This window comes from Pantoea eucrina, from assembly GCF_002095385.1.
GTDB classification, from domain to species: domain Bacteria; phylum Pseudomonadota; class Gammaproteobacteria; order Enterobacterales; family Enterobacteriaceae; genus Pantoea; species Pantoea eucrina.
In genome coordinates, this window is sequence record NZ_MIPP01000003.1 from 1 (window position 1) to 25257 (window position 25257).

Below are 25257 nucleotides of genomic sequence, written 5' to 3' on the forward strand. Positions count from 1 at the left end.
CCGGCTCGCCCTGCTGCTGACGACAGGCGCTGACGCCCGCCAGCGGCAGCTGCAGGTTGCGCGCCACGTCGGCGGCCAGCGCTTTAACCGGCGAGATATAAAGCACGCGCGTGGTTTCTTGGTGCGCAACGGCGGCATCCGGACTGCGCTCGCGAAACAGCGCATCGATGGCGTGCAGAAACGCCGCCAGCGTTTTGCCGGAGCCGGTCGGCGCCACAACCAGCGTATGGCTGCCGCCGGCGATCGCCTTCCAGGCCGCCTGCTGAACCGGCGTCGCCTGATCAAACGTCTGTGTAAACCACAGGCGCGTGGCGGGTAGAAAGTGCGACAGCGGTGGGACAGACATCCCGGACTCCTTGCGGGTAAGAGGGCGCGATTAGCAGTGTAGTCGCCCGCGCGCGGCTGAACAGGTTATATACTTGATGCTCAGCGATTTATTACGGGAGCTTGTTATGAACAGCGTAAAAAAGGCGTTACTGGCGCTGGCGCTGCCGGTCAGCGCGCTGGCCGCGCCGGTATTTACCCTGCAGTCGCCCGATTTTCAGGATGGCGGTATGCTGCAGAAGGCGTTTGCCGGCAATAAACCGGGCAATCCGGCGTGCAGCGGCGAGAACCTCTCACCCGCCTTCAGCTGGCGCGATGCGCCGCCGGGCACACGCAGCTTTGCGCTGCTGATGACCGATCCGGTGGGTGCGAAAGGGCTGGGCGTGGTGCATATGGTCGCCTATAACATTCCGGCGGAGCGGCAGCAGTTTGCGCGCGGCGAGCTGAGCAGGGGAACCGGTTATACCGGCGGCACCAACAGCCCCGGCACGGCGCGCTACTACGGACCCTGTCCGCCTGCGGGCAGCGGCATGCATCACTACAACTTTGTGATTATCGCCACCGATCTGCCGCCGGACAGGCTGCCAGCCGGGCTGACGCATGATGCGCTGATCGCTCAGCTTAAAGGCCATGCGCTGGCTGGTGCCACCCGCGTCGGCCGTTTTACCAACGATGAGTAAACCGCCACGCCCGCGACCTTGCCGGGCGGGCCGTTACCTGGCGTCCGCGGGCGCCAGCTCCAGCTCCAGCTGGTTTTCTGCCAGCGTTTTTCCCTGTGCGTCGATAAGCCAGGTCTGCACCCGCAGCGGGGCGGCGCTGATGGGGGTGAGCGGCACATCAAGCACCTTACGGCCGGTATCAGCGGCCGCCGTGACCTGCCAGCTGCGCCTGATAGCGCTGGGTGTTTTTGATGAAGTCCTGAATGTTCTTGCCCCGGCTAATGCCCGCGTTTTTAAACGTCTGGATCGGCTGGAAATTATGATACTTCCAGCGGGTCCAGAGCGGATCGCCGGGTTCGGTTGAGGCAGGCCACCATTCGCGGCGCGGAATGATCGTTTTCAGCGTCGCCAGGTCTGGCAGCGCCTGTGCACCAAACTCCGTGACGGTGGCCGTTTTTGCCGGTTCAAGCAGATTATTCAGCGTGCCAAAATACCAGCCCGCCCAGTAGTGCTCCTCCACAGCCGAATAAGGATGCACGATGCGGCTGCGATCTTCCGCCAGCGCGTCGGCTACCCGCCGGGTCAGGGTACGATTGAGATCTTTATGCCAGTCGGGAAAACGCTTTTCCATCCACGGCGAGTTAAACGGCGGCTCGTTCTGGCCGCCCCAGACCACGATAGCCGGCGAGTTGCCAAACTGCGCGGTCATGGCGCGGGTCTGCGCCACCGCGTTATCCGCAAAGGCGGCAGAGTCGTTATAGCCCCACTGCAGCGGCACATCCTGCCAGATCAGCAGGCCGCGTTCATCAGCCGCCTCATAAAGCGCCCGGCCCGCCACGTGACCATGCACGCGGATAGCGTTGGCGTTCATCTTCTCCACCAGCGTAAAATCGCGCAGATAGCGCGCTTTGTTCATGGTGCTGAGCCACGGGGAACCGAGGTAGTTGGTGCCGCGAACAAAGATCCGCCGATCGTTGATGCGCCAGCCCTGATTATTTTCCAGCGCCTCCACCTTGCGCAGACCGGTGCGGCTGCTGCGCCGATCCATCACGCCGCGATCGTCACGGAGCGTGGCGCTGACCTGATAAAGATGGGGTTTGCCGTAGCCCACCGGCCACCACAGCCACTCCACCAGCCGGGCAGAGATGGTCAGCCCGAGCCCGGTGCCGCCATATTTGCGGGTGGTCGAGGTGTCTGCCTGGCTGAACGATTCAAATATCAGCTGCTGCTTCTCCGGTGGAATACCGATGCCGGTGTCGCGCACCTGAAAGCGCAGCCGGTTGTGCGTGGCATCGCGCGTCACGGCCAGTTCAACCTCGCCCTGATGGGTAAACTTCAGCGCGTTGCTGATGAGATTGGTCAGGATCTGGCGCAGGCGTACGGTGTCAGCGAGAAAGGTGGCGGGAACATCCGGGGTGACGTTAATCAGCAGCTCCAGCGCTTTTTCACTGGCGGCCGGCATCAGCGGCCGGGCCACGGCGTGCAGAAACGGGCGGATCTCAAACTGCTCTTCATCCAGCTCAATTTTTCCCGCCTCTATTTTGGAGTAGTCGAGAATATCGTTAATGATGCGCAGCAGCACTACCGGGTGCATTTTTCCTGTGATGAGCAGGGCGTCACCGTCACGTTGTCCGATAGCGGGCAACCGGTGCCTGGCCGCCAGCCTCGCTGCGCACGCGGTAGCGCTGAGCGATACGCGGCATAATCTCCTGCGTTAACTCACGATCGGCTGCCTGCGCGTTACGCAGATAGAAGGTTTCACGCCGGGAGGCGGGCGCAAAGGTCTCGGGGATGGCATCGCTGATATCCGTCTCCGTATCCGGGATCACCACCAGCATCGGGACAATTTTACCTTCCGCCAGCAGGTTATCCATGATTTGCGGGATGCGTCCCTGGGTTACCACCGACAGCGCGGTGTCGCCAAAGCCGTGATAGAAATAGAGCACGGGCAGGGGATCCGCGGCGTCTGCCGCGCCCGGCGGTACCCAGACCGCCAGCTGTCGCTCGCGCTTCAGCACCTCTGAGTGCCAGGTCAGGGTATGGATTTCGCCATGCGGGACCTGACGCGTATCCAGCAGGCTGCCGGGCACCAGAATCAGGCTGGTATTGACCTGTCGCTGTGGTTTAGGCAGGGGATTGCCGGTATCGATGCTGCGAAAGCCATCTATATTAAAGAAATATTCATACAGGCTCGGGGCGAGCGGTGCGCTGGTAAAGCGCCAGATGCCGCGCTCATCTTTGGTCATGGGATGCGCGACATAGCGGTCAGGCGTGGCACCGGTGACCACATCCACCGCTTTTGCCGTCGGCGCCCAGAGCCGCCAGGTTATGCTGTTATCGGCGTTAACCGCAGAGAGATATTGTTCAGGGACCAGCGTATCCGGCGGGCGCTGCGGCAGAGGCTGCGCACCCGCTCCGGCGTTCCACAGCGCGGTGCAGATCAGGGCGATAAGTGAGTAACGCATCAGTTTTCCTTACCAATAAACGGTATCACAAGTGTGGCACAGGCCGCCTGAAATTGAGAGAAACGGTGAGAAAAGTGTGAGAACTGCAGGCAATTTGCAGGAAGCTTAGCGGGAATCGCGAACTGCGCTACCTTTAATAACGGGTGTTTACGCGTTAAATAATATCATTAATAGGGAGACAGCGGTGAAAATAGCCTGTTTAGCATGGGGGTCACTGATCTGGAAACCTGGTGAACTGCCGGTTGCCGGCGAGTGGCATGCGGATGGTCCGGCGCTGCCGGTGGAGTTCTGTCGCATTGGCGATGGCGGTGAACTGGCTACGGCGCTCTGTATGAACGCGGCACCGGTTAACGTTTACTGGGCAGTACTGGCGAGCGTTTCGCTGCCGGAAGCGGTGGCGGCACTGCGTCTGCGCGAGGCGATCCCTGATGAGCGTGAAGATGGCGTCGCATACTGCTGCAGCCGCAGCATACGCCGGGTGTGCTTAGCGACTGGGCGCAGGATCGCTGCCTTGATGCGGTGATCTGGACCGCGCTGCCGCCGCGCTATCAGCACCAGGAAGGCTTAATCCCCAGCTGCGACGAGGCGCTCGCGCATCTCGCCAGCCTGAGCGGTGAGGCGGCTGAACACGCATTTGATTATATTCGTCGCGTGCCGGCGCAGTTCGACACCGCTTATCGCCAGCGCCTGCAGGCGCTGATCGACACGTCAGCTCAAGTGGCGTAGAGCGGCGTAAAAGTTATCCTGAAGAATTTTGATGCGGTATGAGATGGCACTGTACCGTATCGTTGAACAGCTGATGGCAATATTTGCAGCTGAACCGGAAAGCTATAATGTGCCGGCAGCATTCTGGCAGAAAGCGTTACCGGTTAAAGCAGCGGACATGAAAAAGTATGTGGAGCGTATTCGCCAGGATAAGCAGCGGCGACTGCAGCAGAAAAAGCAGAAGGCTAATGATCTCAACGGAAGAGGTGAGGCGGGTAGCAGGGAAAACGGTCTGACAGAGTTCTGAGGTCATTGCGTCGTCACGGATGAAATCCATCATTTAACATAATATACATTATGTGCACTTTGGTAGTGGCCGGTAATCTATCGCAGAATAGACATTTATACAGAATCGGCCGCATGTACCTGGGCGCATTAATGGCGCCCCTACAAAACCGTATGCGGCCCGGATCCGACAACCGCGCGGGCCTGGGCGCCATTAATGGCGCCCCTACAAAACCGTATGCGATCCGGATCCGACAACCGCGCGGGCCTGGGCGCCATTAATGGCGCCCCTACAAACCGTATGCGATCCGGATCCGACAACCGGCGGGCCTGGGCGCCATTAATGGCGCCCCTACGGGATAACAATGCCAACCGTAGGGGACGCATTTATGCGTCCCTGGCGTATTTATGCGCCCGCGGTGATGTCCGGGCGCCATTAATGGCGCCCCTACGGGGTTTTATGGGCGTGCGTTGAATGATGACGTGTTATCCGGGCGCTCCGGCGAATTTTGTAGGGGGCGCATTAATGCGCTCCTGGTGAACATGCGCCCGCCCCCTGGTAAAAGAACATGCGCCCGACCCCGGCTCACGCATAAATCCGGCGACCGCCCGGCGGGATTCAATTAGCATGTATTCATGCGTCATCTTTTATCGTGGTACTTTCTGACAAAGTACCTCGGACAACCCGATCGGCCACAGGATGTGTTAAATGAAGATCCTTTCTGTTCAGTATCTGCGCGGGCTGGCCGCGCTGCTGGTTGTTGTTGCGCATAACGCGTTACTGTTACCGGATGGTATGGCGGCGCATATTCCGGGCGCGCTGGGCGTCGATATCTTCTTTATCATCAGCGGCTTTATCATGACCTTTATTACGGTACACTCCGCTGAACGTCCGCTGCCTTTTCTGATTAAGCGTTTCTTTCGCATCTGGCCGGTGTTTTTTCTGGTCTGGCTGGCGGCCTGGACGCTGGTGTATAACGAACGCGGATTCCAGCAGATGGGCTGCGTGCTCTACTTTTGTCTGCAGGATTACAGCAGCACCGGACCGGTGTTTGGTTACAGCGCGCTGGGGCCGCCGTGGACGCTGACTTATGAAGTGCTGTTCTATACGCTGTTCACGCTGGCGATGTGTATCAGCTATCGTCAGCGCAGTCTGGTTTGCAGCCTGATGTTTATCGTTGCCTCCGTCGGCTTTCAGCTGGCCTATAACGGCAGCGTCACCCTCTCCTCTCAGGCGTCTCCGGACCTGGTGGTAAACGCCTGGTGGCAGGCGTGGATCAAACTCAGCAGCAATACCATCGTATTTGAGTTTATTACCGGCATGCTGCTGGCCGAACTGGTCGTCAGCGGCAACATGCCAGCGCTGCGCACCCGCGGACAACGCATTGTCTGGTTAGCGCTCGCCGCCGCCGCGGGTATCGCATTATTGACAGGCCCGCAGCCATTTGGCCTGCACGGCGGCTACTGGCTGGCCGCCATTATCATGGCCTGCGTCATTCTGCTTAGTGACGAACGACAGTCAGCGCCGCAGCCGGTGCTGAATTTCCTCGGCAACATCTCTTACTCCCTCTATCTGGTGCACTATCCGCTGCGCCGCGTGCTGCTCAACCAGCTGCCGGCTGACGCCAGCGCAGGCACAAAGCTGCTGGTCTTTGCGCTGTCGGTAAGCGGCAGTATCGCGCTGGCTGCACTGCTGTTTCGCTATGTCGAACGCTACGCTATCCGCGCGGGGAAAAAGCTGGCCGATAGCTGTTATAGCTGGTTCTCCGTGCAAAAAAGCTGACCGAACAGCCGTGCCAGGCAGCTGAGGATACCTCCCCGCCGGGTGCTGTCCTGCTGATTGCGTCTGGCTGGAGGCGCTGGCCGATGAGGTAGGTCTGTTATTATGTTAAATAGCCCGGTTTACTCCGGGCTGCCAGCGGCGCGCTTGATCGGTGCAACCACCACGTTGACCCCGTTATCCTGCATGCGACGCAGCAGCGGCAGCGGCGTGCCCTGATTCACAATCACCACATCAAACTCGCGCAAATCGGCAAAGCGATGCAGCGCGCGCCGGCCAAACTTGGTGTGATCCATCAGCAGAATACGCTTCTGTGCCGACTCAAACATGGCGCGCTTGGTCTCTACCGTCTCTGCTGACTGATGAAACACCGCATCATCCACAATGGCGGACATGCTGACAAAAAAGATATCCGCGCGCAGCGAGGCGATCTCTTCGCGCGTCATGCGCCCCATAAACGCGTTACACCAGGGGTGATACTGCCCGCCCAGCCCCATCAGGGTAATATCCCGCCCGTTACGCAGCTCGTTCATAAGGGTCAGCGAGTTGGTGATCACCGTCAGCGGCGCTTTCGCGTAAAGCTGCCGCACCAGCTGAAATACCGTGGTGGAATCATCCAGAAACAGCGCCTGCCCTGGCTCCAGATAGCTGGCTGCAACTTCGGCAATCGCCTGCTTCTCCTCCAGCTGGCGCGTAGCGCGATAGATATCGCTCGATTCCACCAGGCTGGTTGAGGTAGCCGATACCACCCCGCGCGACTTATGCAGCAGGCCGCGCTCGACCATTTCATCAATATCACGGTGTGCGGTCATCAGACTGATACCAAACCGCGCGGTCAGATCTTCGATTCGTACGGCGCCCTCGGCCATGACCGCTTCCGCGAGCAGCTGGCGGCGCGCCTGCTGGCGTGCCTGGCGACTGTCGCCGGGCAGCGTATCCGCCGTGAAAACACCAGGCAGCGTGTCGTGTGGGTTATGCGCCATATAGATTCCGGAGAGGAGTAAAATGCAGGATTAGTTTTAATTACAGCGCGTTATACCCATTAATGCAAATAACCGATCGCCTGCACCCCGGCCAGCTGCGGCCAGCCGGGGATGCTGCGGTTACTGTTTAAGCACAAACGGTGAAATGAAGTTGCCGGCGTTCTCTTTGGTGATCAGCACGCAGTCAAACAGCTGTTTTTCAGCCGGTGCGCCGGTTTTTCCGGTTTTCAGGAAAGTATCTGCCTGCTCAATCGCTTTCTGTGCAAACAGCGCTACCGGCTGCATAACGGTATAGGCCAGCGTGCCGGCTTTCACCGCATCGACCGCGTCCGGCGTGCCGTCAAAGCCCCCGACCTTGATCTGCCCCAGTTTGCCGGCCTGTTTCAGAGCCGCAATAGCGCCCAGCGCCATCTCATCGTTACCGCTGATCACGCCTTTGATATCCGGATTCGCCTGCAGCAGCGACTGCATCTTGTTAAAGCCCTGCGTGCGATCCCAGTTCGCCACTTCCTGACCCGCCTTTTTCAGATCGGGATATTGCGACAGCACGGTATCAAAGCCGTTGGCGCGGGTTGCCGCATTATTATCCGAGGGCGGCCCTACCAGCTCAACATAGTTACCGCTGTCGCCCACCTGCTTCACCCACTCCATGGCACCAGCAGCGGCGCCCTGCGCGTTGTTTGAAACCAGCTGCGCTTTCGCCAGCCCGCTCTGATTCAGCTCTGCGTTAATGACAAACACCGGAATATTGGCGGCAATCGCTTTTTTCACCGAGCCGATGGAGCCGTCAGCGTTGGCCGGATCGAGGATGATCGCTTTAGACTTATTGGTGATGGCGGTATCGATCAGCTGGCTTTCCGCGTTGGTATCGCCTTTATGGGCGCTGACTTTGGCGCTGTAGCCAAGTTTTTCAGCCGCTTTCTGCGCGACCTGGCCCTCCGTCAGCCAGTAAGGGTTAGAGGGATCGTTGACGATAATGGTCATCAGACCTTTATCGGCCCAGCCTGGTGCAGCAAAGGTGCTGATGGCGACGGTAGCGGCAAGCATAAGACGTTTGGTAAACATAGTGACTCCGTTATTATCAGGGTACAGGTTTTTTTTACGGATAAACGCGCACCGCAGCGGCGCGCGCAATTCAGCGGCTGCGTCGCCCGTACTGCAGCGTATTCAGTAACACGGCCAGTACAATCACGGCCCCGGTAAACACCGTCTGCCAGTAGGCAGAAACGCCGATAATCACCAGACCATCAGAGAGAAAGCCAATCACGAATGCTCCCAGTAGCGTGCCGCGCACGTTACCGCGCCCGCCGGTCAGCGCCGCCCCGCCAATGACCACGGCCGCAATCGCCGTCAGCTCGTAGGTGGTACCCGCCGTCGGGCCGGCAGAGGTGAGCTGCGAAGAGAGCACCAGCCCCGCCATCGCGGCACAGATACCTGACAGCACATATACGCTAATCTTCACGCGTTTCACCGGCACGCCGGAGAGATCGGCGGCACGCTCATTGCCGCCTGACGCATAGAGCCAGCGGCCAAACGCGGTACGGCTCAGCAGAAAACCGCACGCCAGCGCCACCGCGCCGAGTACCAGCACGCCAACCGGAATGTTGAACAGCCGGTTAAACCCAAGCCAGTCAAAGCCGGTGTTGCCCAGGGATTCACTGCCGGAAAGCTTGTTATAGGTCAGACCGTTAGTCATCAGGAGCGCAATGCCGCGCGCCACATACATAGTGCCAAGCGTGGCCACGAAGGCGGGTACGCGGCAGATGGCAATCAGTACGCCGTTCACCAGCCCTACCAGCGCGCCCACGACCAGCGTCAGGATCGCCACGGCCCACACCGGCAGATAGAGCACTACGCCGAGCGCCTCAAGGCTGATGCCCTGCATCATAAAGCCCGCCATTACGCCAGCCAGTCCCAGCGTGGAGCCGACGGAGAGATCGATGCCGCCATTCAGGATCACCAGCAGCATACCGATAGCGGGCAGGCCGAATATCGCCACGTGTGACGCCATCGTCAGGAAGTTAGCTCCGCTAAAATAGTTAGGCGACAGAAACGAAAACGTCGCGATAATTACCAGCAGCGCAATAAAGGCGCGTCCCTCCAGCAGCAGGCGAGCCAGGTTAAGCTGTTTTGTAGTGCGGGAGGCATTCGCCGCGGGCGAGGTGGCCAGCGTTTGCGTTTGATCGGTCATACTTTTCACTCCGTTTTTCATGTTATGCCACCAGTGCTTCACCCGACGCCGCCATGATGCGCTCTTTACTCACGCTGGCGTCGAAAATGGCGGAGATACGTCCTTTGCTCATCACCACGATGCGGTGAGCGATGCTAAGACATTCACCAACCTCGGAGGTGGTATAAACCACCGCCAGCCCCTGCTTCGCACTCTCTGCCAGCAGGCGAAACACTTCTGCTTTGGCACCGATATCGATGCCGCGGCTTGGCTCATCGAGCAGCAGCACGTTGGGCCGCGTCGCCAGCATCTTGCCAATCACAACTTTCTGCTGATTACCGCCCGAGAGCGAGCCGATTGCCGCGTCACCGCCTGCGGTTTTCACCGTGACGTTGCGAATGGTATCGCTTACCAGCTGCTTCTCACGGCGGGCGGAGAGCATCAGTCCCCGGACAAACTCACCGATGCTGGCCAGCGACAGGTTCTCCCCTACGCTCATGGTCTGTACCAGTCCGTCGCGCTGCCGATCTTCCGGCACCAGCGCCAGCCCGATAGCGATACGCTGCGCCAGAGATAAGCGGCTAATCTCCGTCTCCTGCAGCCGGATATCGCCGCTGCTCTGCGCGATACGTCCGGCAATGCACTCCAGCAGCTCCGTGCGCCCTGCTCCCATCAGGCCATAAATACAGACTATCTCGCCCGCCTTTATGGTCAGCGACAGGTTGTCTACCAGCCGGATGCCGGTTTTACTCTTCACCGTCAGGTTCTCAACCGTCAGCGCGGGCGGGCCAAAGGCGTAACCCTGCGGCGGCGAGCCGAGATCGAAATGCTCCCCCACCATGTTGCGCACGATCCACTCAAGATCGATATCGCTGCGCTGCGCCCAGGCGGTCATCACGCCGTCGCGCAGCACAACGGCGCGGTCGGTGATCTCCAGCGCCTCCTCCAGATGATGGGAGATATAAACGATGGCGACGCCCTGGCTGGTGAGATCGCGGATCACCTGAAACAGCACCCGGACTTCGGCGGCGCTCAGAGCCGAGGTCGGTTCATCCATGATCAGGATCTGCGAATTTACCGACAGCGCCCGGGCAATCTCCACAATCTGCTGCTGGCCGAGACGCAGGTTCTCGACCGGCGTCAGCGGATCGATATCCTCTTCGAGCGCCGCCATCAGGTGCCGGGTCAGCCGTGCCTCTTCGTCGTAGTCAACGCCGGTAGCCCCCATGATTTCGCGTCCCATGAAGATGTTGTCACGGACATTCATATTGGGCGCGAGATTCAGCTCCTGATGAATAATGGAGATACCGCAGCCGCGCGCCTCGGTGGCGGAGTGAAATAGCTTACTTTCGCCATTGAGCAAAATTTCCCCGGATGTTGGCGTAATCACGCCGGATAAAATCTTCATTAAGGTCGACTTGCCGGCGCCGTTTTCACCAAACAGCGTGGTGACTTCGCCGCGGCGTATCTCAAAGTTCACGCCTTTTAGCGCATGCGTTGAGCCATACACCTTGCTGACGTTACGCGCCTGCAGCACCACTTCACCTTTTAACAGCGCCGGATTAACAGGAAAGGGTTTCATTTAACCTCCACGCTGACCGGTGTGATCAGCCAGTTACCGGCATTAAGGAGGCGAAACACCCCGATGACCTCCACGGTCTTGCCCGGCAGCGCGTTGCGGTCAAGCTTCTCCAGAACGCTTTTTTTCATGGCGCGGTTCAGCGCTGCCCCGGCGTTCTGATACTCAATCTGGTTGGTAAAATCGCCGAACTGAATAGTGCCGCTGGCGTCGCGCAGATCGGTACCGCTCAGGGCCGGCCCGGTCTGCAGGCGTACTTTCAGGCTCTCCGGCACGCCGGCGACCTGCAGCGGAAAAATCCCCTTCTCGCCCGGCTGCACTACGCCCTCCAGCCTGACCGGGATCACCGGCAGCGGCGAGCCGACACCATACTGCGCGGCGGCGGCCTGCTGGTTCGCCTGCAGCGCTGCGGCCAGCGTTTGCGCCGCAACGGCGCGACGCTCCACGCTCTGCTTCACCTCAGGAAAGTGCTGTTCCGCCCAGCTGTCTGGTGAAAAGCCCTGCTGCGTCTGCCCGGCGGCGTCGGTTCTGACAACGTGGGTATCCAGGGCAATGCCGGCTATGACGGCACAGCTCAGCACGGCGGTCAGCAGCAGGCGACGCCTGCGCTGCCGGTCAAGCTGGTGTGCGAGCACTGAAACATCAGACATAACGACACCTCATCGGGTTAACAGCCCGGAATTAACGCAGGCTGTGTTATATATGTGATAACTAATGTGATGAGAATTGTGCTGATGTGACTAAAATGTCAACAGCCCGGCGGCGATTTTTTCAGGAGAGCGATCTGGATCGCTGTTTGAACCGCAACCGCTGATAAAGGTTTAAATTCCCTTATTTCAGGGATGCTGGCGAGGATAAGTTGTCTGGAGGTGACTCAGTCGGGCGGTAATTTCGTGATCCTGCTCGCTAAGTGAGATGAAATATTTTACCTGTATTGAAATTTAATACGAAAGATATGTTATCTAAGTGAGAAAAGAAGTATCACTAGCAGCAGCATAATAATCACACGCCGTTAACACGGCATACGGCGGGATCACAGGCAGCCCGCAGCACATACCAGGTGGAGGTGTCGGTGGAGAGTGGCGATATCATTGTGGGCCTGGATTCAGGTACCTCGGTGGTCAAGGCGGTAGCCTTTGATTTGACCGGCAAACAGCTGGCCTGCGCGTCGGTACGTAACCGCTATTATCGCGCAGCAGGTGGCGCAGCGCAGCAGTCGATGTCACAAACCTGGCAGGATGCGGCCAGCGCCCTGCGTCAGCTCGGCGACCATATCGACAACCTGGCCGCCCGCGTAGTGGCGTTAGCCGTGACGGCTCAGGGGGACGGCAGCTGGCTGGTGGATGCGGAAGATCGGCCAGTGGGTGACGCCTGGATCTGGCTTGATGCCCGGGCGGCCCCCACGGTGGCCACGCTGAATCAGCACCCGCTGGCGCAGGCGCGCTTTAGCGCAACCGGCACCGGACTCAATACCTGCCAGCAGGGGGCGCAGCTGGCACACATGGACAGGCACTTTCCTGAACTGCTGGCAAAGGCTGACGTCGCGCTGCACTGCAAAGACTGGCTCTATCTTAACCTGACCGGCGTACGCGCCACCGACCCGTCTGAGGCGAGTTTTACCTTTGGCAACTTTCGTCACGCCGGCTATGACGACACCGTGATTGACGCGCTGGGGCTGACGCACCGGCGTCATCTGCTGCCGGAGATTGTCGAGGGCACAGAGACCACGCATCCCCTGACCCGCGAGGCGGCAGCGCTGACGGGCCTGCGGGCCGGGACCCCGGTAGTGCTGGGCTATGTGGATATGGCGATGACGGCGCTGGGCGCGGGCGTCCACACCGGCGAGGCCAATACCGCCTGTTCGATTGTGGGTTCAACCGGCGTCCATCTGCGCAGCGTTACTGTTGATGATGTCTGGCTCAATCCGGCGCAGACCGGCTACGTGATCCCGCTGCCGTGGCCCGGTTATGTCACGCAGGTTCAGACCAATATGGCCTCGACGCTGAATCTGGACTGGCTGCTGAATGTCGCCGGAGACCTGCTGCAGAGCTTTGGCTGCGAAACCGATCACGCCCGGCTGGTGGCGCAGATTGATAGCTGGCTGACGCACACCACACCCGGCACGCTGCTGTTTCATCCCTATATTTCACTGGCGGGCGAACGCGGTCCCTTCGTGAATGCCAGCGCGCGTGCCGGTTTTACCGGCCTGCACTATCAGCACACTTTTGGAGACCTGGTGCGCGGCGTGGTAGAGGGAATTGGTATGGCGGCGCGCGACTGCTACCAGGCGATGGGTCAGGATCGGCCCGGCGAGATCCGTCTGACCGGCGGTGCGGTGCGTTCAGCACCGCTGCGGCAGATCCTCGCGGCGGCTATCGGTGCCCCGGTGCGTATCAGTCAGCGTGAAGAAGCGGGCGCGGCCGGCGCGGCAATGATGGCCGCGGTTGCAGTGGGCGCGTTCTCTTCTATGGCCGCGTGTGCCGAAACCTGGGTCCGCCCGCTGCTTGACGCGCCGGAAACGCCGCAGCCCGATCTGATGCAGCGCTACGACGCGCTGTTTCCTCATTATCAGCAGATCCGCAGCGATCTGCCGGCCTGCTGGCAGGCGCTGAATACCTGTAACGGAGTCAATCATGAATGACACTATGCTGGATCTGTTTGTTATTGGCGGCGGCATTAACGGCGCCGGTATCGCCCGCGATGCCGCCGGTCGCGGCCTGTCGGTGGCGATGTGTGAAAAAGACGATCTGGCGCAGGGCACCTCCTCCCGCTCCGGGAAGCTGGTGCACGGCGGCCTGCGCTACCTGGAGTATTATGAGTTCCGGCTGGTGCGCGAAGCGCTGATTGAGCGGGAAGTGCTGCTGAATGCCGCCCCGCATATTATCTGGCCGATGCGCTTTGTGCTGCCGCACAGCCCCTCCGATCGCCCTGCCTGGCTGGTACGGCTCGGCCTCTTCTTCTATGACCATCTGGGCGGCCGTAAGAAACTGCCCGGCACCCGCACACTGGATCTGACGCGCGATCCCGAAGGCGCCCCGCTGCTCGACAGCTATAAAAAAGGGTTTGAGTACTCCGACTGCTGGGTCGATGACGCGCGGCTGGTGGTGCTGAACGCGCTGGATGCCGCTGAGCGTGGCGCAACCATTCTGCCGCGCACACGCTGCGTTGCCGCACAGCGCCTGGCCGGCAAGTGGCAGATAACCCTTGAAGATGTCAGCAGCGGCGAGCGCCGCACGCTGTTTGCGCGGGCAATCGTCAATGCGGCGGGGCCCTGGGTGCTGGACATTGTCAGCGACGTGACGCAGAGCCACAGCCAGCGCCGGGTGCGTCTGGTGAAAGGCTCACACCTTATCGTGCCTAAATTCTGGGAGGGTCAGCAGGCGTATCTGGTGCAGAACACCGATAAGCGCGTGATTTTTATCAATCCTTATGAAGGCGATAAAGCGCTGATTGGCACGACGGATATTCCGTGGGAAGGCAAAGCGGAAGCGGTGACCGCCGACGATACGGAACAACAGTATCTGTTAGACGTCGTTAACCGCTACTTCAAAGTTAAGCTGCGCCCGGCTGACGTTATTACCCGCTTCTCCGGCGTGCGTCCGCTGTTTGACGACGGCAAAGGCAACCCCTCCGCGGTGACGCGCGACTATGTGTTTGACCTCGATAACCAGCAGGATGCGCCGCTGCTGCACGTCTTCGGCGGGAAAATCACTACATTCCGCAAGCTGGCAGAGCACGCCCTGCAGAAGCTAGCCCCCTTCTTTCCGCAGATGGGCGCTGACTGGACGCGCGCGGCCACCCTGCCGGGAGGCGATATGGCTGACGCCGACTTTGAAACCTTCCTTGAGCAGTGCAAAGCGCGTTGGCCGTGGCTGCCGCAGCCGCTGCGTAAACACTACGCCCGCCTGTATGGGACGCGCATCGCGCAGCTGCTGGCAGACGCAACGGCGCTGAGCGATCTGGGGCGTCATTTTGGCGGGCTGCTGTATGAGGCCGAAGCACGCTATCTGGCTGACCACGAGTGGGCGCAGCAGGCGGAGGATATTTTGTGGCGGCGCACCAAGCATCAGCTGCACCTTACCCCGGCGCAGCGCGACGCGTTCATCACCTGGTTTGAAGCAGCTTCCGCGCGCGTGATCCCGCTGCGAGCCCGTGCAGGACAGGAGAACTGATATGGCCCTTACCCTTTCGCTTAATACGAATCCGCTGGTCAACCGCTTTGCCGATCCGCACGACTTAATTATCACGGTGGCGGAACAGATCCGCATTCGCGACCTGCAGCTGACCCATGAATTTATCAATCCGGGCTGGCCTGCCGCGACGATCACCGCCATGACGCGTCGTATGCAGCAGGCGCTGAACGCCACCGGCGTGCGCGTCACCTCCGGTATGACCGGCCCCTACGGGCGACTGAACCACTTTGGTCATCCCGATGCCGCGGTGCGCCGCTACTATATTGACTGGTTTAAAACCTTTGCGGATATCACCGCTGAACTGGGCGGTGTGGCTATCGGCTCGCAATTTGCCATTTTTACGCAGCGCGACTTCCGGGACGCAGAGCGCCGCGAAACGCTTATCGATATCGCCACTGACTGCTGGCAGGAGGTCGCTGAACATGCGCGCGCGGCGGGGCTGAAATATCTTTTCTGGGAGCCGATGAGTGTGGCGCGCGAGTTTGGCGAAACCATTCCCGCCGCGCTGGCACTGCAGCAGCGCCTGAGCCAGCGCGATTTTGCCCTGCCGATGTGGATGATGGCGGATATTGATCACGGTGATGTGACCTCGGCCGATCCGCAGGATTACGATCCTTACGCCTGGGCTGAAGCGGTGCCGCGCTGCTCACCGATCATTCATATCAAGCAGAGCATGATGGATAAAGGCGGGCATCGTCCGTTTACAATGCAGTACAATGACGGCGGCCGTATTCAGCCGCAGCCGCTGCTGGAGGCGCTGGCGCGTGGTGGCGCGCAGGATAATGAAATCTGCCTGGAGCTGAGTTTCAAAGAGCGCGAGCCCACCGACAGTCGCGCCGTGGCGGAGATCGCAGAGAGCGTCGCTTTCTGGGCCAGCCATATTGAAACCGGCGTGGCGGACCTGCATCTGGCGACGCACCGGCCCGCCGGAGCGCGCAGCTAAACACGCGGGCCGGAGCCCGCGTCGTCTTCTACTCTGAATGGACAAAGACATGAAATCCGCACCTGCTTCTGCCGATCGCGATGACTCTCTGGCGCTGCGTGCGGCCTGGCTGCACTATGTAGGCGGTCTGACTCAGGCTGAAGTCGCTAAACGACTGGGGTTGCCTTCGGTAAAAACGCACCGCCTGATTGCGCGCATGGTGGCGGAAGGCGCAGTAAAAATCACCATTGATGGCGATATTCTCGACTGCGTGGCGCTGGAGGATAAGCTGCGTCAGCACTTTGGCCTGCGGTTTTGTCAGGTTGCGCCCGATCTGGGTGAGACCGGGCTGCCGGTGCGGGCGCTGGGGATGGCTGGCGCGGACTATCTGCGCCAGCTGCTGCTCGGCGCGCCCGCGATTACGCTCGGGCTGGGGCATGGCCGTACCCTCTCCGCGGCGATCCATCAGCTGGCGCGCCTTGAGGCTCCCCAGGCGCGCTTTGTGTCGCTGCTGGGCTGCCTGACGCGCAACTATGCGCTCAACCCGCATGATGTTATGCACCGCATCGCCGCCAAAACCGGCGCGCAGGCTTACATGATGCCGGTGCCGTTCTTTGCGAACACTGAAGAAGATCGCGATGTTCTGCTGGCGCAGCGCGGCGTCAGCGAGATTTTTGATATGGCCGCGCGCAGTGAGGTCAAGCTGGTCGGTATCGGAACGGTAGAGCCGGCGGCTCAGCTGGTTGAAGCCGGCATGCTCGAAGAGGCGGAGATCAACGCTCTCTCTGCAGCCGGCGCGGTGGGAGAATTGCTGGGCCACTTTTTTGCCGCCGACGGCACGCTGATCTACAACTCACTGACGGCGCGGACACTTTCCGTGCCGCTCAGCCAGAACCGCAGTGAGATTGTGGCGCTGACGGGTGGCCTGAGTAAAGTGGCGGCTATTCGTGCCGTGCTGAGCAGCGGTCAGCTCTCCGGGCTGATCACCGATGAGGTCACGGCGCAGGCGCTGCTGATATAACGCTGACCGGTCAGTAAAATAGCGCTCTGCACCGCCAGGTTAAATCTGCGTGACCTCCGTTCCCTGCGCCGTCAGCAGCGCCTGAGCGGCCGGATCAAGCTCGCTGTCGGTAATCAGCTGCCTGAACGGCTGATGCGGCGCCAGCGCATAAGGGTGGATCTGACCAAATTTAGAGGAGTCGGTCAGCGCAATAGTGTGCGCAGGCTTTTCCAGCAGCGCATGAACCACATCGCAGCGCAGCATGTTGCGCCCGGTAAAGCCGGTGGCGCGATCCCAGCCATCAATGCCGATAAAGACTTTATGAAAGCTGAGCTGCTGAATACAGAGCCGGGTCAGCGGACCGACCACCGACTCACTGCTTTTCTGAAACAGACCGCCGAGAATAATGACGTCGCCGCCCTTTTCACGCAGCAGGCCGGCAATATAGTGGCTTACTGTGACCAGCGTAACGTCATGCCGCTCGCTCAGCGTCTGTGCCAGCAGCGCATTGGTGCTGCCCCCCTCAATAAATACCGTTTCCCCTGCATTCACCAGAGAGGCGGCATAATCGGCCAGCCGTTTTTTTACGGCAAGACGGGTTTGCATCCGGGCGCTGACGTCGTCACCGCCCGCAGCAACGGCGGAGCCATGCACCCGACGCAACAGCCCCTCTTTTTCCAGCTGGTTAAGATCCTGGCGCATCGTGACTTCAGAGACGCCGGTGGTCAGCGCCAGCTCGCTGACGCTGACGCTGCCGCGCGCGCTGAGCAGCTCGATAATTGACTGATGACGTGCGTTCATAGTGTCCTGCAGTTAGTCAGTAAGGCCCAGCGCCTGACGGCCGCGGGCGTTCAGATGCTGGGGCGTAAAGCGATCCTGCCAGTTAACCTCATAATTTTCACGCGGGAAATCACCGGGTGAAACACCCTCTGTCAGCGCCTGCGCCACCTGATGCGCGTAAGCGCGATTTTTGTCGCACATCGGCGCGGCCGGAATATACATCACATTACCCCAGCCCTGCTGATCTTCTACCGGCGCGACAGAATGTATCACATCGCAATGCCACCATACGGAATCGCCCGCTTCCAGCGCCGGAATGGAGCAGAGTCCGGCAATCAGTTCAGGATGCCAGCGCTCCGATACCGGCAGGACTTTACCCGGCTCAACCCCGCATAGCTCCTCTTCCGGTACATCGCTGAGCAGAGGACGCAGCAGCAGTAACGCCATTGCCTGCGGCACCGGCACAACGTGCAGCAAACCCTGACCCGGCTGCATATCAGAGAGCGCCGTCCAGCCCTGAAACGTACGGAATACCGAACATTTTGTGGTAGTACCGGACTGGTATTCATTTACCTCTGTGCGGTATGCCGCATCCCACGGGTCGTACTGTGCAAAGCGGTTATTAAAGATATGTCTGAATACCTGCTGATAAGCTGGCAGCAGCCAGCGCTCCAGCGCACCGGAATCGGTATGCGCACCGAGCCCTTTAGAGGTTGTGCCGGGCAGCCGCCGGCGGATGCGGTCGGGATAGATAATGCTGACATCAGGGTCAAACCAGCGTTTACCCTGAGAATCAAACCGCCACAGGTGATTGAGGAATCGCTGGGTGGCAGCCATCGCCTCACTCTGCCGCGCGGCCATCTGCGCCTGACTCCAGTAAATCGGATAGATTTCCGGCCGCGACGCCGCAAGATTGCCAAAGAAATCATCTCCCGGTCCCCGGTAGCCGGTCATAAAATCGTTATCGTCCAGATAACGCATCATCGATGCATCCCATCCCAGCGCGCATTCGCGGCTGAAATTACCTTTTACCACAACACAGCCGCGCCGCCGGATATGTGCTTTCTGCGCCTCACTGATTTCACCTGCGGCTATCGCCTGCCAGCTCAGCTGGGGCCAGGCGGAACCAGACTGCGCCTCTTCATTTCTGGCCGCGGTAAGCTCCGTCACCACGCTCTCCCGCACCTGCTTATACAGCGCCTCCACATCTCCGATCTGCTGGCGCAGCTGCTGCTTCATCTGACGAATGCTTTTTCTGAAATCGTCGGGCTGCTGCTCTGAAGAGAATACAGTGGTCACAGAAATCACCTCTCGCTCTGGTTTCAAATGAAAGTTAACTGAATTTCATTCATAACATGCAGCTGGCGTATAGCAAGTCAGCCGTGGCGGAAATCCGGACGCGGTCACAGCTGGCAGAAGGTTTCATTTGAAAGTGTGCGGTAATAGAGCGCTCAGCTCCTGCGGGCCGCCCTGCCCGCTGCTTATATTTTCTGTCAGGCGATTTCTTGCAGAGGAGGTTAACCCTTTTTATCATGGAAAAATTGTTTGTTGTAACTACTGAAGTGCTACCAGATAACGATACTGAATAAATTCCGTTTTCGTTGCCAGCCGGTCGTACAGCGCCCGTGCGGCGAAGTTTCCCTCCTGCGTGTTCCAGTAGACCCGTGAACAGCCGCGCGCTCTGGCCTGCTCATAGACGGCCAGTATCAGCGCCTCACCCGCACCGTTACCGCGCGCCGCTTCTGCGACAAACAGGTCCTGCAGATAACAGTAGTCACCGCGCGTCCAGGTGGAGCGATGCGTCAGAAAATGCACCAGCCCCACCATGCTGCCACCCTGCTCCAGCATCAGACAATACATCGGTTCCGCACGGGAGAGCATGCGCCGGTCGTCGCCTCATCAATCTCTGTCTGATAAAACTGCTGGTAGCCCTGCCATAACCGCAGCCAGGCCACATAATCCTCAGCCCGCAATGCCCGTATATTCATCGTCTCTCCTCACTTTGCCAGCGCACGGATAATCTCATCTGCAGCAATAACGCGATCGTCATTGGGTATCCATTTATTGGCCAGCATAATCAGCCCCACCCTTTGGGAAGGGATAAACACCGCATAGGCTGAAAAGCCATTGGTTGAGCCGGTTTTATTATACCAGGCGCGCAGCGGCACCGGCGCAGAAGGAGAAACCGGCGTGGCCCGCATACCGTTAAGTATGATTTTGCTGCTGTTCCCCGCCACCAGCTGCTGCTGAGTAACAGGCAGCGGGTAGTACTCCCACATCATCGCCTGCGTAAATGCCGCCGTGCGAAAATAGCCCTGATGGGTGGCAGCCACCGCCTGCCGCCAGGCGGGTACCACGTTAACCTCTCCCATCTGAATGCCGATCCAGCGAATCAGATCTTCTGACGTTGATTTCAGCCCATACGCTTCTGCATCCAGCGGCCCGGGCGTCACGCGCACCGGCCGGTTCTGTTTATCGTAGCCCTGCGCGTAATACGGCATGGCGCGCGGCGGCACCTGAAGAAAAGTACGATGCATTCCCATCGCCGGCAGCAGCATCGACTCCATTGCGCGCATAAATGACATATTCAGGCTCTTCGCCGCGATCATGCCGAGCATACCAATACCGAGGTTTGAATAGACGCGCTCTGTTCCCGGCTCTGCCTCAGGCTGCCACGCCTTATACCATTGCATCAGCTGCGCGCTATCCGTGACCTCCTCCGGCACAAACAGCGGCATGCCGCTGGTATGCGTCGCCAGGTTCAGCAGCGTAACGCGATCGAGCGCGCTGCCCTGCAGAGCAGGCAGCCACTGGCTGGCGCTGTCGCGAAGCTGCATTTTATGCTGCTGTACGGCGTAGCTGGCGAGCGTGGCGGTGAAGGTTTTGCTCAGCGAGCCGATCTCAAACAGCGTGCGGGAGGTGACCGGCTCTCCGCGATCGGTTGAAGTGACACCGTAACTATAAAAGGTCGTCTGGCCCTTGTTCAGCACGGCAACCGCCATGCCGGGGATCGCAAAGCGCGCCATCAGCGGCTCAATAATCTCATCCGGTGCCCGGGCAGCAGCGGAACTGGCGATAAACAGCAAAAATGTAGCCATAACGCGGCGTCGCATGAATAATCCTTATTCCTCAGAACCAAAAGCGGTGCGCATAGTATATCCGCCCCCGGCCCACCCCACATGCCCATTCGTGGTGTAAGTGAACAGAGTCACATCCTGAGTAAGCGGGTTTGCCGTTTTGGCTGCGCACTCCTATACCTTTGACGGATAAGCCTTCACCGTCAGGGAGCGTGCTATGGCTACTGTGTTAACCCGTAATGAGCGTCTCGACAGGCTGCGCCAGCGTCAGATTACACCGGTCCTGATTGCCGGAGGCGGCATAAACGGCATCAGTACCTTTCGCGAACTGGCCCTTCAGGGCATCCCGGCTATTCTGGTGGAGCGCGATGACTGGTGTCAGGCGGCAAGTGGTGCCCTGTCGCGCATGATCCATGGCGGCCTGCGCTATCTTGAAACCGGTGAGTTTGGTCTGGTTAAAGAGTCTGTGATCGAGCGCGACCGGCTGCTGAAAAACGCGTCGCACTATGTTTTCCCGCTGCGGACGACGGTCCCTGTGGAAAACTTCGGCGGCGGCATGGTCAACGCCACGCGACGGTTTCTGCGCCTTAGTGACAAACCTGCCCGGCGCGGTGCGCTGCTGATCAAAACCGGCCTCAGCCTGTATGACCTCTATACGCGCCAGTATGGCTCCATGCCTAAACATCAGGTACGAAGCGAGGCGGCAACCCGCGATCGCTGGCCGGGCTTTGCGCCGTGGGTGAAATATAGCGCCAGCTACTATGATGCGTGGATCAGCGCCCCTGAACGGCTGGGGCTTGAGCTGGTGGAGGATGCGGAGCGCGCCTGCAGCGACGCGCTGGCGCTGAATTATATGCAGTTAATCAGCAGCGACGGTGAGAGCGTCACGCTGAAAGATACGCTGAGCGGAGAGCAGTTTCGCCTGCAGCCACACGTGCTGGTCAATGCCGGCGGCGCATGGATTGATCAGCTTAACCAGCAGATCGCGCCCAAAAGCGCCCGGCAGAAGCTGATTGGCGGGACCAAAGGGTCACATCTGATCCTCGATCATCCGGAGCTGCTGCGCATGCTCGATGGTGAAATGGTCTACTTCGAGAATCAGGAGGGGCGCGTCTGCATCCTCTATCCGTGGGGAGGTAAAGTCCTGGCCGGCTCAACGGATATCCGCGTTGACGATCCCGATAACGTGGTCTGCGAGGCAGCCGAGAAAGCGTATATTCTTGAGTCGCTGCGCTTTGTCTTTCCTGAGGTGGTGGTGCCGGAGTCCGCCGTGGTCTACACCTTTTGCGGCGTACGTCCGCTGCCTGCCAGTGATGCAAAGCTGAGCGGTCAGATATCACGTAACCACTCGCTGGTGATGCTGCCGCCCGATCCCACCCGCGCCTGGAGCACGCTCTGCCTGGTAGGTGGTAAGTGGACCACTTTTCGCCGCTTCGGTGAAGAGGCGGCCGATCGCGTTCTGCGGCTGCTGGGCGAAAAGCGCCATGTTTCCACCACTGATTTAGCGATTGGCGGCGGGCGCGACTTCCCTGCTCCGGCGGCCCAGCCCGCCTGGATCGCCCAGCTGGCGCAGCAGCATGCGCTGCCGCTGCCGCGCGTCACGCAGCTGGTAAAACGTTACGGCAGCCGCGCCTTACCGCTGCTGTCGCTGCTGCGCGATGACGACCGTCCGCTGCATCACCACGCCGATTACAGCGCCACGGAACTGCGCTATCTGACAGAGCATGAGCAGGTGTGCCAGCTGGAAGATCTGCTGGTGCGCCGCACGTCGCTGGCGATCGGCGGCGAGCTGACCCCGCCGCTCATTCAGGAGATCTCGCTGCTGATGGCGCAGACGCTGGGCTGGAGCGAGCGGCAGCGGGTACAGCAGCTGCAGCGCTGCTGCGCGTCGCTGGCGCGTTTTCACGGCCTGCATGGCCTCTACCCTACGGTGATGCAGCAGGAGGCACAGCATGTCAGCGAGCAGTAAGGCACGCATGAAGCGGTTATTCCGTCACGGCCGCTGTCTGGACGTAGCGGTCGATCACGGTATTGCCAATGAACCCGATTTTCTGCAGGGGCTTGAGAATATTGACGCGGTGATGCAGAACCTGATTGCCGCGCAGCCCGATGCGATTCAGCTCAATTACGGACAGGCAGATCTGCTGCAGTGCGCGGAAGGAGTGAAACCCGCTCTGGTGCTGCGCACCGACGTCGGCAACGCCTATAACGCCGTGCGCCATCGCGAGATGTGGGCAGTGCTGCATAATCCCGATGAGCCGATTCTGGCGGCGCTGCAGCTGGATGCGGCCGCCGTGGTGGTGAATCTTTATCTTATCCCCGATGAACCCGCGATTTTTCGCATGTGCATCGAAAATATTGGCCGGCTGCGCCATGCGTGCGACCGCTACGGCATGCCGCTGATGATTGAGCCGCTGGTGATGGCACCCGCCGGTCAGGGGGCCGCCTACGGTTCACTGGGCGATGCAGAGCAGATTGTTCCGCTGGTGCGGCTGGCGCGCGAACTGGGCGCCGATATTATCAAAGCGGATCCAACCGACAACCCGGCTGATTTTCATCGCGTGGTAGAGGCGGCGCGCTGTCCGACGCTGGTGCGCGGTGGGGGTAAAGGCGAGATCGGTGCGGTACTGCACAAAAGCGCGCTGCTGATGGCGCAGGGCGCCAGCGGCATGGTGTATGGGCGCAATGTTTATCAGCACGCCTCTCCAGCACGGGTCGTCGCCGCCCTGATGGCCATTATTCATCAGGGTGTTAGCGGCGAGGATGCGCTGGCCCTTTATCAGCAGGCTGACGCCTGACCTGGCGCACGTTCTGTGCGCGCTCTCCTCTGCGGTTTTACGGAGCCGGATATGAAAATCCTGGGTATTGATGCCGGTAATACGATGATCAAGGCGGTGCTGTTTGATCTCAGCGGGACGATACTGGCCGTGGCTGAGCATAGCGGCGAAACGCTGCAGCCGCAGGAGGGCTACGCCGAGCGTTCGATAGCCGCCATCCGGCACGGTACTGAACAGGCGATCCGTCACTGCCTGCTGCAGGCGGGCACGGACGCACAGGATATCATTGCAGTGGGCGCCGCCGGACACGGCAATGGCCTCTATACGCTGGACCGGGCGCTGCAGCCGCAGCTTGGCATTCAGTCGATCGATCGGCGGGCGGACGATATTGTCGCTGCGCTGGAGCAGGCTGAAAAACAGCACGCCATTTATACCCTCTCCCGCCAGACGCCGTGGGCAGCCTCCACGCCGGTGCTGCTGAGCTGGGTTAAACAGCACCAGCCTCAGATATGGCAGCAGATCGGTGCGGTACTGAGCGCTAAAGATGTTATCGTCCATTTTCTCAGCGACGCGCTCAGCAGCGACTATTCAGATGCGGCGGGTGCCGGGCTGATTGACTATCGCGTTCGCGATTACAGCAGTGAACTTCTGGCACTCTATGACATTGAGGAGGCAGCAGCCTGGCTGCCGCCGCTGCGTGAATCGAGCGCTGTCAGCGGTTATGTTACCGCGCTGGCGGCGGCACGCACCGGTTTGCCGGCGGGTATACCGGTGGTGGCGGGTCTGTTTGATGTGGTGGCCAGCGCAGCGGGATCGGGGGTCGTCAGCTGCGGTGACGCCTCAATCGTAGCAGGTACGTGGAGTATCAATCAGGTTGTGGTGGATAAACCTGACTATCTTCGCCCGGTTTCCATGAGTTCAATGATAGAGCGGGATCGCTTTATGGCGATTGAGGCCAGCGCAACCTCGGCGGCCAACCTCAACTGGTTTCTGCGGGAATTTGACGACCGGCGCGGAGGAAAAGGCGCGGTGCAGAGCAGTGAGTGCGTGGCGCAGATCCGTCAGGATCCGCATCTGCCGTTTTATCACCCCTACCTCTACTCCGGCCGCAAACCGGAACCGGCCCGCGCCGGCTTTTACGGGCTGGGCGGCTGGCATACCCGTGCAGATATGCTGTTTGCCCTGTTTGAGGGCGTGACCTTTGCTCACCGGGCGCATATTGACCGGCTGCACGCTGCCGGCCTCCCTTTTACCCGCGCAACGCTCTCAGGCGGCGCCGCGCGCAGCGTCATCTGGCCGCAGATGTTTGCCGACGTTCTGAATATCCCGGTGCGGGTGGCAGAGTGTACGGAAACCGGCGCGCTGGGCGCCGCGCTCTGTGCAGGCGTTGGCGTGGGCGTGTGGCGGGATCTGACGGATGCGGTGCAGCATGCGGTGCGTCTGCAGCCGGAAGAGCGGCAGCCACGGCCGGAGTGGGTCAGCTTCCACGACGCGCGCTATCACCAGTTTAAAAAACTGGAGCTGGCGATGCGCGACATCTGGCGCGAGACCCGCTGAT

The 25257-nt window shown here is 60.0% G+C and carries 24 protein-coding genes and 1 pseudogene; 12 read left to right on the forward strand and 13 right to left on the reverse strand.

What is annotated here, in order from left to right; all coding sequences use genetic code 11:
• A partial coding sequence (locus tag HA43_RS02490; protein WP_128083768.1) for a DEAD/DEAH box helicase occupies nt 1–346 on the reverse strand: 346 nt, incomplete at its 3' end.
• Nucleotides 347–452: 106 nt separating this feature from the next.
• On the opposite strand from HA43_RS02490, the gene HA43_RS02495 reads away from it, so the two are divergent.
• Complete coding sequence (locus HA43_RS02495; protein WP_094110889.1) at nt 453–1004, forward strand: YbhB/YbcL family Raf kinase inhibitor-like protein; 552 nt, start codon at nt 453–455, stop codon at nt 1002–1004.
• Between the two features lie 33 nt (nt 1005–1037).
• Here HA43_RS02495 and HA43_RS19290 read toward each other — a convergent pair whose 3' ends face one another.
• From HA43_RS19290 to HA43_RS02505, 3 genes and pseudogenes are all read right to left on the reverse strand, one after another.
• Nucleotides 1038–1160 carry a hypothetical protein gene (locus HA43_RS19290; protein WP_280173556.1) on the reverse strand — a complete coding sequence of 41 codons (123 nt, stop codon included), beginning with the start codon at nt 1158–1160 and terminating at the stop codon, nt 1038–1040.
• 22 nt (nt 1161–1182) lie between these two features.
• Nucleotides 1183–2577 (reverse strand): ATP-binding protein, encoded by a 1395-nt coding sequence (locus HA43_RS02500; RefSeq protein ID WP_094110890.1) that lies wholly within the window; start codon nt 2575–2577, stop codon nt 1183–1185.
• Nucleotides 2578–2632: 55 nt separating this feature from the next.
• Nucleotides 2633–3448: pseudogene (locus HA43_RS02505) on the reverse strand (esterase); the annotation flags it as partial.
• Nucleotides 3449–3632: 184 nt separating this feature from the next.
• Between HA43_RS02505 and HA43_RS19115 the strand changes: the two are divergent.
• From HA43_RS19115 to HA43_RS02520, 4 genes are all read left to right on the forward strand, one after another.
• Complete coding sequence (locus HA43_RS19115) at nt 3633–3971, forward strand: hypothetical protein (protein WP_244555204.1); 339 nt, start codon at nt 3633–3635, stop codon at nt 3969–3971.
• A complete protein-coding gene (locus HA43_RS19120) occupies nt 3929–4174 on the forward strand; it encodes a hypothetical protein (RefSeq protein WP_244555205.1) in 246 nt (81 codons plus the stop codon). The genes HA43_RS19115 and HA43_RS19120 overlap by 43 nt, the downstream gene beginning before the upstream one ends.
• A gap of 43 nt (nt 4175–4217) precedes the next feature.
• Nucleotides 4218–4460, forward strand: a complete 243-nt coding sequence (locus HA43_RS02515; RefSeq protein ID WP_128083769.1) for a hypothetical protein — start codon at nt 4218–4220, stop codon at nt 4458–4460.
• Between the two features lie 687 nt (nt 4461–5147).
• On the forward strand, nt 5148–6221 hold the full coding sequence (locus HA43_RS02520; protein WP_094110893.1) for an acyltransferase family protein: 1074 nt from the start codon (nt 5148–5150) through the stop codon (nt 6219–6221).
• A gap of 119 nt (nt 6222–6340) precedes the next feature.
• Here HA43_RS02520 and HA43_RS02525 read toward each other — a convergent pair whose 3' ends face one another.
• The 5 genes from HA43_RS02525 to HA43_RS02545 form a co-directional block, all read right to left on the reverse strand.
• Nucleotides 6341–7201 (reverse strand): DeoR/GlpR family DNA-binding transcription regulator, encoded by an 861-nt coding sequence (locus tag HA43_RS02525; RefSeq protein WP_094110894.1) that lies wholly within the window; start codon nt 7199–7201, stop codon nt 6341–6343.
• A gap of 120 nt (nt 7202–7321) precedes the next feature.
• Entirely contained in the window at nt 7322–8266 is a 945-nt protein-coding gene (locus HA43_RS02530) for a D-ribose ABC transporter substrate-binding protein (protein WP_071668919.1), read from the reverse strand.
• Between the two features lie 70 nt (nt 8267–8336).
• Nucleotides 8337–9392 (reverse strand): ABC transporter permease, encoded by a 1056-nt coding sequence (locus tag HA43_RS02535; RefSeq protein WP_071668920.1) that lies wholly within the window; start codon nt 9390–9392, stop codon nt 8337–8339.
• A 22-nt stretch (nt 9393–9414) separates the two neighbouring features.
• Nucleotides 9415–10953, reverse strand: a complete 1539-nt coding sequence (locus HA43_RS02540; protein ID WP_094110895.1) for a sugar ABC transporter ATP-binding protein — start codon at nt 10951–10953, stop codon at nt 9415–9417.
• On the reverse strand, nt 10950–11600 hold the full coding sequence (locus tag HA43_RS02545; RefSeq protein WP_094110896.1) for a DUF2291 family protein: 651 nt from the start codon (nt 11598–11600) through the stop codon (nt 10950–10952). Before HA43_RS02545 ends, HA43_RS02540 begins: the two co-directional genes overlap by 4 nt.
• A gap of 422 nt (nt 11601–12022) precedes the next feature.
• Here HA43_RS02545 and HA43_RS02550 point away from each other — a divergent pair, with 422 nt between their 5' ends.
• The 4 genes from HA43_RS02550 to HA43_RS02565 are packed head-to-tail and all read left to right on the forward strand — an operon-like array spanning nt 12023 to nt 17086.
• Nucleotides 12023–13591: an FGGY-family carbohydrate kinase gene (locus HA43_RS02550; protein WP_071668820.1), complete on the forward strand. Its 1569-nt coding sequence runs from the start codon at nt 12023–12025 to the stop codon at nt 13589–13591.
• Nucleotides 13584–15122: a glycerol-3-phosphate dehydrogenase gene (locus HA43_RS02555; protein ID WP_094110897.1), complete on the forward strand. Its 1539-nt coding sequence runs from the start codon at nt 13584–13586 to the stop codon at nt 15120–15122. The genes HA43_RS02550 and HA43_RS02555 overlap by 8 nt, the downstream gene beginning before the upstream one ends.
• A gap of 1 nt (nt 15123) precedes the next feature.
• On the forward strand, nt 15124–16086 hold the full coding sequence (locus HA43_RS02560; RefSeq protein WP_094110898.1) for a sugar phosphate isomerase/epimerase family protein: 963 nt from the start codon (nt 15124–15126) through the stop codon (nt 16084–16086).
• Between the two features lie 49 nt (nt 16087–16135).
• A complete protein-coding gene (locus tag HA43_RS02565; protein ID WP_094110956.1) occupies nt 16136–17086 on the forward strand; it encodes a sugar-binding transcriptional regulator in 951 nt (316 codons plus the stop codon).
• Nucleotides 17087–17125: 39 nt separating this feature from the next.
• Here HA43_RS02565 and HA43_RS02570 read toward each other — a convergent pair whose 3' ends face one another.
• The 4 genes from HA43_RS02570 to ampC form a co-directional block, all read right to left on the reverse strand.
• On the reverse strand, nt 17126–17866 hold the full coding sequence (locus HA43_RS02570; RefSeq protein WP_094110899.1) for a DeoR/GlpR family DNA-binding transcription regulator: 741 nt from the start codon (nt 17864–17866) through the stop codon (nt 17126–17128).
• A 12-nt stretch (nt 17867–17878) separates the two neighbouring features.
• Nucleotides 17879–19084, reverse strand: coding sequence for a YbiU family protein (locus tag HA43_RS02575; RefSeq protein ID WP_416339808.1), 1206 nt, complete (start codon nt 19082–19084; stop codon nt 17879–17881).
• Between the two features lie 315 nt (nt 19085–19399).
• Complete coding sequence (locus tag HA43_RS02580) at nt 19400–19726, reverse strand: GNAT family N-acetyltransferase (protein ID WP_244555206.1); 327 nt, start codon at nt 19724–19726, stop codon at nt 19400–19402.
• Between the two features lie 116 nt (nt 19727–19842).
• Nucleotides 19843–20958: a class C beta-lactamase gene (ampC, locus tag HA43_RS02585; protein WP_094110901.1), complete on the reverse strand. Its 1116-nt coding sequence runs from the start codon at nt 20956–20958 to the stop codon at nt 19843–19845.
• Nucleotides 20959–21139: 181 nt separating this feature from the next.
• On the opposite strand from ampC, the gene HA43_RS02590 reads away from it, so the two are divergent.
• Genes HA43_RS02590 through HA43_RS02600 form a run of 3 tightly spaced genes read left to right on the forward strand, consistent with a single transcriptional unit; the run spans nt 21140 to nt 25256 of the window.
• A complete protein-coding gene (locus HA43_RS02590; protein ID WP_094110902.1) occupies nt 21140–22891 on the forward strand; it encodes a glycerol-3-phosphate dehydrogenase/oxidase in 1752 nt (583 codons plus the stop codon).
• Nucleotides 22875–23720, forward strand: coding sequence for a class I fructose-bisphosphate aldolase (locus HA43_RS02595; RefSeq protein ID WP_094110903.1), 846 nt, complete (start codon nt 22875–22877; stop codon nt 23718–23720). Before HA43_RS02590 ends, HA43_RS02595 begins: the two co-directional genes overlap by 17 nt.
• 51 nt (nt 23721–23771) lie before the next feature.
• Entirely contained in the window at nt 23772–25256 is a 1485-nt protein-coding gene (locus tag HA43_RS02600) for an FGGY-family carbohydrate kinase (RefSeq protein WP_039384372.1), read from the forward strand.
• The last annotated feature ends 1 nt before the right edge of the window (nt 25257 follow it).

Coding starts and splice junctions, on each gene's coding strand:
- HA43_RS02575 (WP_416339808.1), bottom strand. CDS start 19,084: ATGAAGCAGCAGCTGCGCCAGCAGATCGGAGATGTGGAGGCGCTGTAT.
- HA43_RS02515 (WP_128083769.1), top strand. CDS start 4,218: ATGGCACTGTACCGTATCGTTGAACAGCTGATGGCAATATTTGCAGCT.
- HA43_RS02540 (WP_094110895.1), bottom strand. CDS start 10,953: ATGAAACCCTTTCCTGTTAATCCGGCGCTGTTAAAAGGTGAAGTGGTG.
- HA43_RS02495 (WP_094110889.1), top strand. CDS start 453: ATGAACAGCGTAAAAAAGGCGTTACTGGCGCTGGCGCTGCCGGTCAGC.
- ampC (WP_094110901.1), bottom strand. CDS start 20,958: ATGCGACGCCGCGTTATGGCTACATTTTTGCTGTTTATCGCCAGTTCC.
- HA43_RS02525 (WP_094110894.1), bottom strand. CDS start 7,201: ATGGCGCATAACCCACACGACACGCTGCCTGGTGTTTTCACGGCGGAT.
- HA43_RS02560 (WP_094110898.1), top strand. CDS start 15,124: ATGGCCCTTACCCTTTCGCTTAATACGAATCCGCTGGTCAACCGCTTT.
- HA43_RS02565 (WP_094110956.1), top strand. CDS start 16,136: ATGAAATCCGCACCTGCTTCTGCCGATCGCGATGACTCTCTGGCGCTG.
- HA43_RS02555 (WP_094110897.1), top strand. CDS start 13,584: ATGAATGACACTATGCTGGATCTGTTTGTTATTGGCGGCGGCATTAAC.
- HA43_RS02530 (WP_071668919.1), bottom strand. CDS start 8,266: ATGTTTACCAAACGTCTTATGCTTGCCGCTACCGTCGCCATCAGCACC.
- HA43_RS02580 (WP_244555206.1), bottom strand. CDS start 19,726: ATGCTCTCCCGTGCGGAACCGATGTATTGTCTGATGCTGGAGCAGGGT.
- HA43_RS02535 (WP_071668920.1), bottom strand. CDS start 9,392: ATGACCGATCAAACGCAAACGCTGGCCACCTCGCCCGCGGCGAATGCC.
- HA43_RS02600 (WP_039384372.1), top strand. CDS start 23,772: ATGAAAATCCTGGGTATTGATGCCGGTAATACGATGATCAAGGCGGTG.
- HA43_RS02590 (WP_094110902.1), top strand. CDS start 21,140: ATGGCTACTGTGTTAACCCGTAATGAGCGTCTCGACAGGCTGCGCCAG.
- HA43_RS02595 (WP_094110903.1), top strand. CDS start 22,875: ATGTCAGCGAGCAGTAAGGCACGCATGAAGCGGTTATTCCGTCACGGC.
- HA43_RS02500 (WP_094110890.1), bottom strand. CDS start 2,577: ATGCACCCGGTAGTGCTGCTGCGCATCATTAACGATATTCTCGACTAC.
- HA43_RS02520 (WP_094110893.1), top strand. CDS start 5,148: ATGAAGATCCTTTCTGTTCAGTATCTGCGCGGGCTGGCCGCGCTGCTG.
- HA43_RS02545 (WP_094110896.1), bottom strand. CDS start 11,600: ATGTCTGATGTTTCAGTGCTCGCACACCAGCTTGACCGGCAGCGCAGG.
- HA43_RS02570 (WP_094110899.1), bottom strand. CDS start 17,866: ATGAACGCACGTCATCAGTCAATTATCGAGCTGCTCAGCGCGCGCGGC.